This window comes from uncultured Fretibacterium sp. (genome assembly GCF_963544685.1).
Classification (GTDB): Bacteria; Synergistota; Synergistia; order Synergistales; family Aminobacteriaceae; genus CAJPSE01.
In genome coordinates this window covers 1-13,588 of sequence record NZ_CAUUGJ010000064.1, presented here as the reverse complement: position 1 = coordinate 13,588, position 13,588 = coordinate 1, and the positions used below count along the sequence as shown (strand labels likewise).

10 protein-coding genes are annotated in these 13,588 nt (G+C 64.5%); 9 read left to right on the top strand and 1 reads right to left on the bottom strand.

Annotation, left to right across the window (positions count from 1 at the left end):
- The 6 genes from ABLA28_RS07250 to gap form a co-directional block, all read left to right on the top strand.
- On the top strand, nucleotides 1-1,952 hold a 1,952-nt coding region (locus ABLA28_RS07250; RefSeq protein WP_347713098.1), incomplete at its 5' end, for a patatin-like phospholipase family protein.
- Between the two features lie 73 nt (nucleotides 1,953-2,025).
- Nucleotides 2,026-3,465, top strand: a complete 1,440-nt coding sequence (gene proS / locus ABLA28_RS07245; protein ID WP_299299043.1) for a proline--tRNA ligase — start codon at nucleotides 2,026-2,028, stop codon at nucleotides 3,463-3,465.
- A gap of 175 nt (nucleotides 3,466-3,640) precedes the next feature.
- Nucleotides 3,641-5,251 (top strand): gamma-glutamyltransferase family protein, encoded by a 1,611-nt coding sequence (locus tag ABLA28_RS07240; protein WP_347713097.1) that lies wholly within the window; start codon nucleotides 3,641-3,643, stop codon nucleotides 5,249-5,251.
- A gap of 55 nt (nucleotides 5,252-5,306) precedes the next feature.
- The gene (locus tag ABLA28_RS07235; RefSeq protein WP_347713096.1) at nucleotides 5,307-5,861 is read left to right on the top strand and encodes a chromate transporter; all 555 of its coding nucleotides are present in this window, start codon (nucleotides 5,307-5,309) and stop codon (nucleotides 5,859-5,861) included.
- A complete protein-coding gene (locus tag ABLA28_RS07230; RefSeq protein WP_347713095.1) occupies nucleotides 5,825-6,436 on the top strand; it encodes a chromate transporter in 612 nt (203 codons plus the stop codon). Before ABLA28_RS07235 ends, ABLA28_RS07230 begins: the two co-directional genes overlap by 37 nt.
- A gap of 132 nt (nucleotides 6,437-6,568) precedes the next feature.
- Nucleotides 6,569-7,582 (top strand): type I glyceraldehyde-3-phosphate dehydrogenase, encoded by a 1,014-nt coding sequence (gene gap, locus ABLA28_RS07225; RefSeq protein ID WP_347713094.1) that lies wholly within the window; start codon nucleotides 6,569-6,571, stop codon nucleotides 7,580-7,582.
- 451 nt (nucleotides 7,583-8,033) lie between these two features.
- Here the strand turns inward: gap and ABLA28_RS07220 are convergent, their stop codons facing one another.
- Entirely contained in the window at nucleotides 8,034-9,395 is a 1,362-nt protein-coding gene (locus ABLA28_RS07220; protein WP_347713093.1) for a GntP family permease, read from the bottom strand.
- A gap of 441 nt (nucleotides 9,396-9,836) precedes the next feature.
- Between ABLA28_RS07220 and ABLA28_RS07215 the strand changes: the two genes are divergently transcribed.
- The 3 genes from ABLA28_RS07215 to ABLA28_RS07205 all read left to right on the top strand — a co-directional run.
- On the top strand, nucleotides 9,837-10,388 hold the full coding sequence (locus ABLA28_RS07215) for an NYN domain-containing protein (protein WP_347713092.1): 552 nt from the start codon (nucleotides 9,837-9,839) through the stop codon (nucleotides 10,386-10,388).
- Nucleotides 10,389-10,741: 353 nt separating this feature from the next.
- Nucleotides 10,742-13,291, top strand: coding sequence for a DNA polymerase (locus ABLA28_RS07210; protein WP_347713091.1), 2,550 nt, complete (start codon nucleotides 10,742-10,744; stop codon nucleotides 13,289-13,291).
- A gap of 114 nt (nucleotides 13,292-13,405) precedes the next feature.
- Nucleotides 13,406-13,588: hypothetical protein (locus ABLA28_RS07205; RefSeq protein WP_347713090.1), on the top strand; the 183-nt coding region annotated here is incomplete at its 3' end.

The following is a 13,588-nucleotide window of genomic DNA, read 5'->3' as shown; positions in this document are numbered from 1 at the left end:
AGCGCAAGATCCCCATCGTCGGCATCGTCGGGACGAGCATCGGATCCCTGATCGGCGCGCTCAAGGCCAGTGGGTACGACGCGGCGGAGATGCGGCGGATCGTCGGAGATCTGGACCTTCCCTCCCTGCTGGCGGAGAACACGGGGCCGATGTTCGTCTTTACGGGAAACGACCGAAGGGCCAGGACGAGCACCGTGTCCGCCCTGACCTACAAGAAGTCGGGCCGGCAGAGGGGCCCCCTAGGGATTCTGACGGGGGACAAGCTCTATCAGTACTTTACGCAACTGATGCGGCACGTGACCGTGACCGACTTCTACGACCTCCCCATCCCCTACGCCGCCGTGGCGACGGACATACGGACGGGGGAGAAGGTCGTGCTTCACGGGGGCAGCCTTCCCTCCGTGATGAGGGCCTCGATGTCCATTCCCGCTCTCTTCGAGCCCTGGGAGATCAACGGTCGCCTCCTGGTGGACGGCGGCCTGGTCTCGAACCTGCCGGTCGATGCGGCCAGAGAGCTGTTTCCGGGCATCCCCGTGATCGCCGTGGACGTCTCGGAGTCCCCATCCCGGGACCGCGAGCTCAACTCCTACATCGACGTCATTGATCAATCCCTCGCGGTCATGATGCGAAAAACCACGGGCGAGGAGGGAAAACACGCGGACCTGCTGATATCCCCCCGGGTCCGGAATTTCTCGTTTCTCGATTCCACGAAGGCGGACGACATCATCGGGCGCGGCCGGGAAGCCATCCTGCCGCATATGGATGAGGTCGCCAGGCTTTCGGACCTCGGCCCCGGGATCCTGGACCTGAACGGAACCCGGTTCACCTCCAACATCGTCGGGGACGTCCAGGTCGAGGGCCTGTCCGACGGAATGGCCTCGGACCTCCGCAAACGCTGTCTCGTCTGGGTCGGCAGGCCCCTGGATCGGGACAGGATCGAACATGCGGTCCAGCGTTTGACGGAGTCCCCCAGCATCGCCACGGTGGATTATCAGCTGGGGCGTACCGCGTCGGGGGACGTGCTGGTTCGGCTGGACGTGCGGCAGAGTCCGGAGCTCGAGATCGGGGTGTCCGGTTATACGACGAACCTGCACCACAACCGCTGGCTTTACGTCAAGGGCGTGGCCCGAGGTCTGTTCTCGGATTACGACAACCTCTCGGGCGTCCTGAGGTTCGGCGAGCAATGGGGGATCGACCTTACCTATCAGACGGCGCCCGAGTCCATGAACGCGTGGGAGGTCAACCTGGCGGCGCATAACTGGAGGATCGATTCCAGCGACGGGGTACGGGACTGGGACCGTTACGCCGTGGGGGTGAACCGGCTCTTCCGCTGGGGAGACGTCCGCCTGGGGGTAGGGCTGGCGTACGAGCACGTGGAGGGGACCCGCGGAGCGAGCGGCGACGGGCACAACGCCGTGGGGCCGACCTTCTTCGCCGCCTACGATACCCTGGATATCCCGGGCGACCCCACGAAGGGCCATGCCTGGCGGCTCAATGCGTGGTGGCCTAACCTGGAGGAGCTCAACTACCGGCTCACCTACTTCAAGCCCCTCGAGGTCGGCGACAACTGGCGGACGTACTTCCGGCTGGGCTACGCGGAGGGGGACATGGATTTCCGCAGCCACGCCGCCTACCTCGGGGCCGCCGAGGAGCTCTATTCCGTTTCCTCGCGCCCCGTGGAGGCGGAGCGCATGGTCTGGGCCAACGTGGCCTTCCGGAGGATTCTGAACCGGAGCGTCCTGGGGATCGTGGCCGTGGAGCTCTTCGGGAGCTACGGCTATGCGATGGACAGGGAATACAAAAAAATCGCCTCCCCCTGGGAGGTCGGCCTGGCCGTGAACTTCCCGAACAACATCATCGACGCGAAACTTGCGGCGCTGTACGGTTCCGAGGAGTTCAAGGTGGGATTCTTCCTGGGGGTTCCGATCTGGGATCATTACCCCCTGCCGTAGAACGGGCGGGGCGAAGCGAAGAGGACGGCCCGGCGGAGAGCTGCGGCCGCAGTTTTGGGAGGTCTTGTGTACGATGGCGCGCAACATCACTTCGCGGAGTGTCGATTATTCTCAGTGGTACCTCGATGTCATCAGGGTCGCGGAGCTGGCGGACTACGCCCCGGTCCGGGGCTGCATGGTCATCCGGCCGACGGGCTACTCGATCTGGGAGTCCGTGCAGCGGCATTTCGACGACGCGTTCAAGAGGACCGGACACGTCAATGCCTATTTCCCGCTCCTCATCCCGAACTCCTTTCTGGAGAGGGAGGCGGAGCATGTCGAGGGCTTCTCGCCCGAGTGCGCCATGGTCACCCATGCGGGGGGGGAGGAGCTGGAGGAACCCTTCGCCGTGCGCCCGACCTCCGAGACGGTCATCGGACACATGTACAGCAAATGGATTCAGTCCTGGCGCGATCTGCCCGTCCTGATCAACCAGTGGTGCAACGTCATGCGCTGGGAGAAGCGCCCGCGCCTTTTCCTGAGGACCTCGGAGTTCCTGTGGCAGGAGGGGCATACGGCGCATGCGACGGAGGCGGAGGCCCGCGAGGAGACCCTGAAGATGCTCGAGGTCTACCGCCAGCTCATGGAGGACGTCCTGGCCCTGCCGGTCGTCCCGGGCGAGAAGACCGAGGGGGAACGTTTCCCCGGGGCCGTGGACACCTACACCTGCGAGGCCATGATGAGCGATGCCAAGGCGCTGCAGGCGGGGACCAGCCATTTCCTGGGGCAGAACTTCGCCCGGGCGTTCGAGATTCGTTTCCAGAACAAGGCGGGCGATCTGGAGGAGTGCTGGACGACGAGCTGGGGCATCTCGACGCGCCTGATCGGCGCCCTGATCATGACGCACTCCGACGACGACGGCCTGATCCTCCCGCCCCGGGTGGCGCCGACGAAGACGGTGCTGCTGCCCATATCGACGGACGAGACGCTGCTGGACGAGTCCCTGCTGCCCAGGGCCAGGGAGTTTTCCAGGCAGCTGAACGACGCGATGGGCGGCCTTCATACCTTCGTCGACACGCAATTCCACATGAGGCCGGGGGACCGCTTCTTCCATCATCTGCAAAGGGGCGTCCCGCTGCGGCTCGAGCTGGGGGAGAAGGACATGAAGGCGGGGACGGTCCGGGCCGTGCGCCGCGATACGGGGGAGAGGCTCGACATCGCTCACGACGCCCTGGTCCCGACGGTGACGAAGGTGCTGGAGGACATTCAGTCCTCGATGTACGCCCGGGCCAGGGCCTTCCGCGAGGAGCACACCTCCTTTGCCGGGAGCTACGAGGAGCTCAAGGCGCTCCTGTCGGAGCGGGGCGGTTTTGTGGAGGCCTACTTCGCCGGTTCTCCGGAGGACGAACGGCGTATCCGCGAGGAGACGGGCGGAGCGACGCCCCGCTGCATCCCCCTGTCCGACTCGAGTCGGGGCAAGTGCGTGGTCACGGGGCGGGAGGGGCGGAGGACGATCTTCGCCAAGGCGTACTAAGCTCCGGCCCGGGACACCGGCTGCAGGAATGAGGAAGGGGGGACGGCCTCTCGGAACCGTTCCCCCTCGCTTATGGGGCGGAGGCCGACGAAGCCGCCGATACCTTCCCGAGCGAGGCGGCTCGAACGAGCGTCCCGTCCCGGTACGGGATCCCCAGGGGAGAGGAGGGCTGGTTATGAACTTCGACGCGACGCGCTATCGGTATCCTTCGCGCCGCACCGTCGTGTTCGGGTCCCGCGGCATGGTCGCCACGGGGCAGCCTCTGGCCGCGCAGGCGGGGCTGGACATCCTGAAAAAAGGCGGAAACGCCGTGGACGCGGCCGTCGCTGCGGCCGCCTGCCTGACCGTCGTGGAACCCACGTCCAACGGCATCGGAGGGGACTGTTTCGCGCTGGTCTGGTCGGGTGGTCGGCTTCACGGCCTCAACGCCAGCGGCCCCGCTCCGGCCCTGGCCGACGCCGGCGTGCTGCGGAAAGCCGGGCACCGGGAGGTCCCCCAGTACGGTTGGGACGCCGTGACGGTACCGGGAGCACCGGCCGGCTGGGCGGAGCTGGTGCGGCGGTTCGGGCGGCGTTCGCTTGGCGAGGTGCTGGCCCCCGCCGTCGCCTGCGCCTCGGAGGGCTATGCCGTGTCCCCGGTCACGGCGCAAATGTGGAAGAACGCCTTTCGGGCGTACTCGGGCCGGTGCGATGGAGACGCCTTCCGGCATTGGTTCGAGACCTTCTGCCCCGGGGGAAGGGCCCCCATGCCGGGCGAGGTCTGGCGTTCTCCGGACCATGCGCGGACCCTCGCGCGGATCGCAGAGAGCGGCGCGGAGGACTTCTATCGGGGGGAGCTCGCGGAGCGGATCGGCGTTTTCGCCCAGCGCTTGGGCGGCTGGCTCCGAGCCTCCGACCTGGCCGCCTACCGGCCCGAGTGGGTGGAGCCCCTGTCGGCGAACTACCGGGGGTACGACGTCTGGGAGATCCCCCCGAACGGGCACGGCATCGCAGCGCTCATGGCGCTGAACCTCTTGAAGGGGTTCGGCCTGCCGGACGAACGGGAGACGGCGGAGGTCTATCACCTGCAGATCGAGGCGATGAAGGTGGCCTACGCGGATGTCCTGGCCTATGTTGCGGATCCCCGCTTCATGTCCTGTACCGCCCGGGACCTGCTCTCCGAGGCCTACGCGGACGAACGCCGAAAGCGGATCGGTGCGGCCGCGCTCGACCCCGCTCCGGGAAGGCCGCCGCGGGGAGGAACGGTCTATCTGGCCGCGGCGGACGGGGAGGGGAACATGGTCTCCATGATCCAGAGCAACTATATGGGGTTCGGCTCCGGCCTGGTGGTCCCGGGGACGGGCATCGCCCTGCACAATCGGGGCTGCAACTTCAGTCTGGACCCCGAGTCCCCGAACTGTCTGGCACCGGGCAAGAAGCCCTACCACACGATCATCCCGGGCTTCCTGACGAAGGACGGGGCGCCCGTGGGGCCCTTCGGGGTCATGGGGGCCTTCATGCAGCCCCAGGGGCACCTGCAGGTGGTCTCGAACCTGGTCGATTTCGGGATGAATCCGCAGGAGGCGCTGGACGCTCCGCGCTGGCAGTGGATCGAGGGACGTACCGTGCAGATGGAGCGGGGGGTACTCGCCGACATCGCCTCGTCCCTTGAGTCGCGCGGCCATAACGTCCGGATGATCGATGATCCGACTCCCTTCGGGCGCGGCGAGATCATCGCGAGGACCTCCTTCGGCACTCTGGCGGGGGGGACGGAACCCCGGACGGACGGCTGCGTCGCCGCCTGGTGATATTGCAGAGGGGGGATGTCTCTCCCCCTTTCTCTCGAAAGGAGCCTTGTCCTTCATGCGGCGTTTGTGGTCCATCTTCGTGCGTTTTTTCAGGATCGGCGCCTTCACCATCGGCGGGGGCATCGTCATGCTGGGGGTCATCGAGTCCGAGGTCCGCGCCATGGGGGAGTTCACCGACGAGGAGATCGCGGACATGATCGTGCTGGCCACCGCCGTGCCGGGCCCCATCGCGACGAACCTCTCCTTCGTCGCGGGCAGGGCGCTGGCGGGGTGGAGGGGCGCCTGCGCCGCCGTCCTCGGGACGTCCCTGCCCCCCTTCCTCAGCATCCTTCTTCTGTCCTCGCTGATCCTGAACCACATGTCGAACCCTTGGATGATCGCCTTTTTCCTCGGTGCGGGGGCGGGGGTTGTGGTGGTGGTCTGGAACTCCCTCTGGAAGATGATCCGGGCCTCCGTATTCGTCGGCCTGCCCCAGATGCTGGCCTTCGTTGTGACGGCCGCCCTGCTGATCGTCTGGGACGTCCACCCCTTTCTTGCCCTGGGAGCGGGGGCGCTGGTCTCCCTCGCCGGGGGATGGCTGAGCCGGACCGGGACCGGGAGCCCGTCATGAACACCATCGCCATGCTGGCCGCCGTTTTCGCCAAGGTGGCGTTGGGGGCCTTCGGCGGAGGGCTCGCCACGATACCCTTCATTCATCACGAGCTGGTCGCGACACGCCCCTGGCTGACGGAGACGATGTTCGCGCAGACCATCTCCCTGGCTCAGATGACGCCGGGGCCGGTGGCCCTGAACTCCGCGACCTTCGTAGGGTACCGCCTGGCGGGGTTCTGGGGCTCGCTCTGGGCCAGTGCGGCCCTCGTGGGGACGCCCATCCTGGTGATCGCGCTTCTCCTGTGGCTGATCTCCCTGGCCTCGGAGCGGATGCGGGGACGCATCGAGGCCTTTCAGAGGGCCCTGCGCCCCGCCGTGGCGGGGATGCTCCTAGTGGCCTTCTGGACCCTGGCCCGTCCTCTGATGCCCAGGGACCTCTCCTCCCTGAGGTCGGCCCTCCCCGGCCTGCTGTTGGTCGGTCTGGTCGCCGTATGTTTCGCCCTGTCCCGGCTCCGGCTTTTCCGGGCCTATCCGCAGCTTCTGATCCTGGCCTCGGCGCTGGCCGGGCTTTGTCTGAAGGGGCTTTTGTCCTGAGGCTTTCCCCGTCCACCGCGGACGGCGAGGGGGCGGGGACGAAAATTGCGGTGCTTGCGGGGCGCTTTCGGGATAATTTGTGAGATAATCGGGGCGTATCCGGGTGGTTCAATCTCTCTGGAGGTGTTGTTCATGGCGACGAAGGTGGCAATCAACGGGTTGGGACGTATCGGGCGCACCGTGCTGCGCTGCTGGGTGGCGCGCAGGTTCAAGGATGTCGAGATCGTGGCGTTGAACAATCTGATCCCGCCCGAGGACATGGCGTATTACGTGAAGTACGACTCCACGCACGGCAAGGCGCCCTTCGAGGTCAAGGCGGACTCGGAGAGTCTGATCCTGGACGGGATTCGTATCCCCATGTTTGTGGAGAAGGACCCTGCGGCCCTGCCGTGGAAGAAGCTGGGCGTCGATATCGTGCTGGAGTGCACGGGGCGCTTCACCAAGAAGCCCGACGCGATGAAGCACGTGGAGGCCGGCGCCAGGCACGTCATCATCAGTGCGCCGGCGGACGGGGTGGACCGGATGATCGTCCTTGGCGTCAACGAGAAGGACTTCGACCCCAAGGCCGATATCATCGTCTCGAACGCCTCTTGCACGACGAACTCCCTGGCCGCCGTCACCAAGGTGATGCACGAGACGTTCGGGATCGAGAACATGATGGCGACGACCATCCACGCCTATACCGCTACGCAGTTCCTGGTCGATACGCCTCGAAAGGGCGGCGGACGCAGGGGGCGCGCGGCCGGGGTCTCCCTTGTGCCCGCCACGACGGGCGCGGCCAAGGCGATGGTCCCCCTGTTCCCGGACCTGAAGGGCAAGATGGATATGATCGCCGTCCGCGTCCCCACGGTTGACGGTTCCCTGACGGACGCCAACTTCCTGCTGAAGAAGGCCGTGACGCTCGACGAGGTCAACGGCGCCCTGAAGAAGGCCGCGGAGGGGCCGCTCAAGGGGATCGTGGAGTTCTGCGAGGAGGAGATCGTCTCCGTCGACATCATCGGCAACCCGCATTCCTGTATCGTGGACGGCCTGTCCACGAAGGTCCTGGACGGCCGCTTGGTCAAGCTGATGCTCTGGTACGACAACGAGTTCGGCTACTCCAACCGGATGCTGGATCTCGCGGCCTACATGGGAAGCAAGGCGTAGACTTTTGAGATTTCAGGGAAGCGCTGATTAAAACAAAAACGCATATTTTGCCAAAGGGAAGTATGCAAAACATCTATGGGCAAAAATCTCCAGCGCTTCCCTAAAAATTAACATGGGGGCTTTGCCCCCTGATGAAGAAACTAAGCGATCGACACGGCTCGCTGCGCTCGCCGGTCGTCTGCTTAAATCCCCCACGCCGCTATCCTGAGACTGAGCGGCCTGCAAGCGAAGCGAGCGGATGGCCGGAAGGCTCCCCTCCGGGGATAGCGGCGGCCCCGGCAAGTCTCTTCCTCAAAACAGGCAAGCTGGGGTACCACGGGGGGCTTCATGGATTAAATCAGCGTTTCCTTAGGCCTCAAGGACAGTCAATGGTTTGTTTCCACGACGCAGGAGCGGCCCCGTACGGGGCCGCTCCTGCGTCGTGGAACACACGGATGGTCTGCAATCGGAATTACAGCAGGAGCAGCGAGAGTCCCCACACGGCGGCCACGCCTACGACCCCCTCGATGAGGGTTGCGATGGTCTGTGCCCTGTATGCCGTTCCGATGTCCATGTCCGAGAATTGGGCCACGACCCAGAAATAGGAGTCGTTGGCGTGGGAGACCACCATCGCGCCGCATCCGATCGAGAGGGTGGCGAGGACGGCGCCCATCGGGGACCCCAGGCCAAGCGAGGACAGGAGAGGGGCCGTGATGGTGGAGGTCGTGATCAGCGCGACGGTCGAGGACCCCTGAGCGGTCTTGAGGGCCGCGGAGATGATGAAGGGAAGGAATATCCCCAGGTCGAACCGGGCCAGCTGGGCCCCGATATAATCGCCGACCTTCGTGGCGGCGATGATGGCCCCCAGGCTTCCGCCCGCGGCCGTGATCATGATGATCGAGGCCCCGTCCCGGACGCCCTTCGCGAGCCAGTGGCTCCAGGCCTCCTCTCCGTTGAACCCGCGGAAGGAGGCGAGCGGGATGCAGAGGAGCAGACCGACGAAGAGGGCGATCATGGGGTTGCCGATGAAGGTGATCGCCGTGTGGAGCGCGGAGCCCTTTCCGATGATCGAGAGGACGGCGGGGTAGTTGACCGCGGAGCTCAGCGCGATCAGGATAAGGGGCAGGATGAGCGGGGCGAAGGCCTGTCCGGGGGACGGAAGCCTGATGTGCCTCTGAATCATGGCGTTCCAGTCTTCGCCCTCCGGCATCTCGAGCTCCAGCCGGTTCCCGGCCGTGACGGCATAGAGGTATCCGGCCAGCATCGCGGGAATGGATGCGACGATCCCCCAGAGGATCACGAGCCCGAGGTCCGCCCCCAGGTTCCCCGCGGCGGCGATGGGCCCGGGGGTTGGGGGAACCAGGGTGTGCGTGGCATAAAGACCGGTGGAGAGTGCGATGGCCATGGTCGCCATCCTGGCCCCGCTGCGCCGGGCCATCGAGCGGTTGAGGGACGAGAGGATGACGAAGCCCGAATCGCAGAAGACCGGAATGGATACGATCCAGCCGATGATGCTCATGGCCAGGGCCGGGCGCTTCTCGCCCACGTGCCGAAGGACGGTGTCCGCCATGGTGACGGCGCCTCCGCTGCCCTCGAGCATCGCGCCGATGATCGTCCCGAACAAAATGACGATGCCGATGGAACGACATGTGTTCCCGAAACCGGCGGCGATGGTGTCGGTGACCTGGAGGAGGGGCAGCCCCGAGACCAGCCCCATGAAGAGCGCCACGGCGAAGAGGGAGACGAACGGGTGGATCTTGAGCTTCGATATCATGAAGACCATAATGACGATAGCTGCGGCAAGGAGCAGAAGAAGCACGGAACCTGATGCCATGGAACATCACCTCTGTTTCGATAGTTATGGAGCATATGGCTGTCTCGATGCGTTGCTTGAAATTGTAGCACGTGCGCTTCCCGCCCGCAAAAAGAGGTGCGGCCGGGAGCGGAACCCCGAGGCCGTTTTTCTGTATTTTCGGGGTACCCCGCTACAAGGAGTGGTTGGTTTATCAAAGGCTGCCGTTATGATGTCTTTGGAACATTTTGATCCAGGCCTGTAAGGCGAGGGCCAGGGGCTACAGGAACAAGGAGAACCTCATCTCAATGATTTGCCTCATCGCAGGTAAGCTACAGATTGACTCACCCACTTAAAAAAGCGAGGAGCCACTTTTTTCCATTTTTTGTGTCCTTGACAGGGGGCCGCTATAGATGGTGAGCGCAGGGGCGCAACATACACAGCTCTGACAATCTTTACTATAATAGCCGTGAGGTGATCGTCATGGCTGAAAAGGCAGCGGTTTTTATCGATGGTGGGTATTTGAATAAGATCAATACGGAAAAGTTCAAGATCGACTATCAAAAATTGCTTTTCTGTCTGATGGGCTCTTCCATGGAGCTTTGGAGGGCCTATTATTACAACTGTCTGCCTTATAGATCCTCCAATCCTTCGGAAGACGACAAAGAGCGATTCAACAACGCGCAGAGATTCTATGACCGTCTGAAAAAAATCCCTCGAATGTCGGTAAGGCTTGGGAAGCTCAAATATCGTGGGGAGGATAAAAACAACAAGCCTATTTTTGAGCAGAAGCAAGTCGATTTGATGCTGGGCTTGGATATTGCCTCTGTTTGCCTTTCCGGTAAGGTAGAGACGGTGATTCTTGTATCCGGCGACGGAGATATGCTTCCGGCCGTTAAGACCGCGAAAGACGAAAACATTATTGTCCGGTTGGCTCATGGCTTGTCGGACACCTACGATCAGGCCCTGTGGGATGAAGCGGATGAAAGAGTTGCCTTAAATGAAGTTTTTTTCCAAGAGTGCCTGTTGAGATAAAAGAATAGGAGCGCCGAAAGGCGCTCCTATGCTTTATAATCGTGCTCGCTCGACTAAGAGCGGCGCCTGGATGATGCTTAAATTTTACTTTATGAGGTCATAATGTCAAGTAAAATGACTCAGCTCAAAACTGCAGGTTGCGATAGCCTGTGAAGAATAAAGTGCGTGGTTGCCTAGATTGAGCCAACTCTCGTTTTGCACCCGTCAGGACCAGCGAAAAGTGCGCAAAACCTGTCTTTATCACACGTGAAAAATTCTGCCTGCCGGTCTCTGAGAAGCAAGTCCTTGCCTTTACAAAACCCCTGTTCCGTGTTACAAGGATGAGAGAGCGGTCCAGGAGGTTTTCGTAAACGATGGAAAAGACGGGAAAAATTTTGATCGTCGATGGGCACGGTCTGGCCTTCAGGGCCTTCTACGCCGTGCCGCCCCTCTCGGCCCCGGATGGGACCCCGACCAATGCGATCACCGGATTCATGAACATGCTGGCCCGGGTGGAGGAGGACCTGTCCCCCGGCTGCTGCGCCGTGGTGTTCGACGCGCCCGGCCCGACGTTCCGGCACGAGGCCTTTCCGCAGTACAAGGAACAGCGCAGGCCGACCCCCGAGGAGTTCAAGCCGCAGGTTCCGCTCCTGCGCGAGCTCCTGGAGCGGATGGGGTATCCCGTCCTCTCCGTGGAGGGCGTGGAGGCGGACGACGTCATCGCGTCCCTGGCGTTGACGGCCGTCGGAGCGGGGCGGCGGGCCGTGATCCTGTCCTCCGACAAGGACCTCCAGCAGGTCTTGGGCGAGGGCGTGACGATGATGCGCCCGATGAAGGGCATCACGACGCTGGCGGAGTACGATGCGGCCGCCTTCGAGCGGGACCACGGCTTCCCTCCCGAGTCGGTCCCGGACTATCTGGCGCTCCTGGGCGACGCCGCGGACAACGTTCCGGGCGTCCCCGGCGTGGGGGAGAAGACCGCCCTGCAGCTGATCGGACAGTGGCGGAACCTGGAGCGCCTCTTCGCCTCCCTGGACGAGGTCCGTCCCGCGGTCCGCAAAAAACTGGAGGCGGGCCGGGACTCCGCGTTCCGGAGCCGCGAGCTCATCCGCCTGCGGCTCGACGTCCCGGTCGAGCTCGATGTCTGCCTCTCCGCCGATCCGGAACCGGAGCGGGCCCTGTCGCTCTGCGCGCGCCTGGGGCTGTCGAAGCTCGCGGAACGCCTGAAGCGAAAGGTTTGGAACGCGGAGGGGAGGCGGGCCGGGACCGAAGGGGAAGCCCCTCCCGTCCGCGGAGTGCCCGTCCCCCTCGAGGCCCTGATGGGGGCCGAGGTGGTCGGGGTCGTCCTCCTGGACGGGGGAGAGGAGTCGGGTAAGGAAGAGGAGCCCCGTTTTCAGGCGGCCGTCTCGGACGGGCGCTTCGCCGAGGGGGGGCTGCCCGATCTGGAGCGCCTCCTGGCCAGCGGCGTTCGCACGGCGCTCACGGACGACTGCAAAACGCTCATGGGGCGCTTTGACGTGCCGTTCGGGACGGTGCGCGTGTGGGACCTGAAGACGGCCCACTACCTGCTGCATCCCGACCTCGCCTCGCACGCGCCCTCGACCCTTTTGCCCCTCTTGCCGGGGGAGACGCCGCCCGCCCTGAGGCTTCTGGAGATGGCTCGGGGGCTCGACGCCGAGATCGACCGTCACGAGGGGCTCAGGACGGTGATGGAGGAGCTCGACCTTCCTCTGATCCCCGTGCTGGTCTCGATGGAGAGGGCAGGGGTTCGGCTGGACTTCGAGAGGTTCGAGTCGCTTCGTTCGGAGCTGGAGGCGCGTATCGCCGCCATCGAGGGGGAGATCGCGGAGCAGGCGGGGGAGGCGGTCAACCTGAACTCCCCCAAACAGGTCGCGGAGCTTCTGTTCGAGCGCCTGGGGCTTCCCAGCGGAGCCAGGACCAGGGGCAAGACGGCTTTCTCCACCAGCGCGTCCGTCCTGGAGGGGCTGGCGGCCCTGCCGAACGGCGGGGTCCCGCGGCTTATCCTGGAGCATCGCGAGCTCTCCAAGATGCTCAGCGGCTTCGTCGTTCCCCTGCGGAGATCGGCCGAGCTCGGCGGGGGGATTGTCCACACGACCTTCGAGGCGGCCTTCACCGGTACGGGGCGGCTCAGCAGTCGGGACCCGAACCTCCAGAACCTGCCGGCCTTCGGCCACTGGGCGGAGCGCATCAAGGAGGGGCTGATCCCGGTCGGGGAGGGAAACGTCTTCGTCGCCGCGGACTACTCTCAGGTCGAGCTGCGCGTCCTGGCGCACTTTTCGCAGGAGCCGCGGCTGATCGAGGCCTTCCGCCGGGGGGTGGACATCCACCGGGAGACGGCGTCCTGGGTCTTCGGCCTCGAGCCGGACTTCGTCACCCCCGAGCTGCGCCGCGTGGCGAAGATGGTCAACTTCGGACTCCTCTACGGGATGAGCGCCTTCGGGCTGGCCGAACGGCTGGGCGTGGACCGCGGGGAGGCGGCCGGGATCGTCAGGCGCTACTTCGACGCGCTGCCGGGGGTGGGGCGCTACCTCGAGGAGAGCGCCGCGCAGGCCCGGGCGCTCGGCTATGCCCGGACCCTCGACGGGCGGATCCGTCCCGTGGCGGAGGCGGCGGAGGGGATTCGGGACCGGAACGGGCTGAACCGCATCCTCGTCAACACCCCCATTCAGGGGACGGCCGCGGACATCGCCCGCCGGGCGATGGTCGAGTTCGCCCGACGCTTCGCCGGGGATGGGGCCGTCAGGCTTTTTCTGCAGGTGCACGACTCCCTGGTCTGCGAGTGCCCGGCCGGCCGGGCCGAGGAAGTCGGGGCGGCCCTGTCCGAGGTCATGAAGGGGGCCGGCCGCCTCTCCGTTCCCCTGGAGACGGACCTGAAGGTGGGACGCTCCCTTGCGGAGACATAGGGAAGCACCGGGGACGGGCCGATATGATAAAATCTGAACTCGTGGCCTCCCTGCGTGGGGCGTGCATTTTTATTCTGCTGTGAATCTTGTCGTGAAAGAAGGACGATGGTCGATATGGTGATGCGGAAGCTGCGGACTCAGATGCGTTGGATCATGCTTGCGATTGTGGTGGCCTTTCTGTTCTCGACGTTCCTCATGTACGAGGGGCGGGGGACCCGGAGGGGGCCGCGCCCATCCTCGAACGGGGCGATGGAGGACTACGAGGTGGCCCAGGTCAACGGAAGGCCTCTGATGCGG

What these genes read in the sequence shown, in the direction of transcription:
- ABLA28_RS07230 (WP_347713095.1), top strand. Translation starts at nt 5,825, where the DNA reads ATGGCTGAGCCGGACCGGGACCGGGAGCCCGTCATGAACACCATCGCC.
- ABLA28_RS07220 (WP_347713093.1), bottom strand. Translation starts at nt 9,395, where the DNA reads ATGGCATCAGGTTCCGTGCTTCTTCTGCTCCTTGCCGCAGCTATCGTC.
- ABLA28_RS07235 (WP_347713096.1), top strand. Translation starts at nt 5,307, where the DNA reads ATGCGGCGTTTGTGGTCCATCTTCGTGCGTTTTTTCAGGATCGGCGCC.
- ABLA28_RS07210 (WP_347713091.1), top strand. Translation starts at nt 10,742, where the DNA reads ATGGAAAAGACGGGAAAAATTTTGATCGTCGATGGGCACGGTCTGGCC.
- gap (WP_347713094.1), top strand. Translation starts at nt 6,569, where the DNA reads ATGGCGACGAAGGTGGCAATCAACGGGTTGGGACGTATCGGGCGCACC.
- ABLA28_RS07240 (WP_347713097.1), top strand. Translation starts at nt 3,641, where the DNA reads ATGAACTTCGACGCGACGCGCTATCGGTATCCTTCGCGCCGCACCGTC.
- proS (WP_299299043.1), top strand. Translation starts at nt 2,026, where the DNA reads ATGGCGCGCAACATCACTTCGCGGAGTGTCGATTATTCTCAGTGGTAC.
- ABLA28_RS07215 (WP_347713092.1), top strand. Translation starts at nt 9,837, where the DNA reads ATGGCTGAAAAGGCAGCGGTTTTTATCGATGGTGGGTATTTGAATAAG.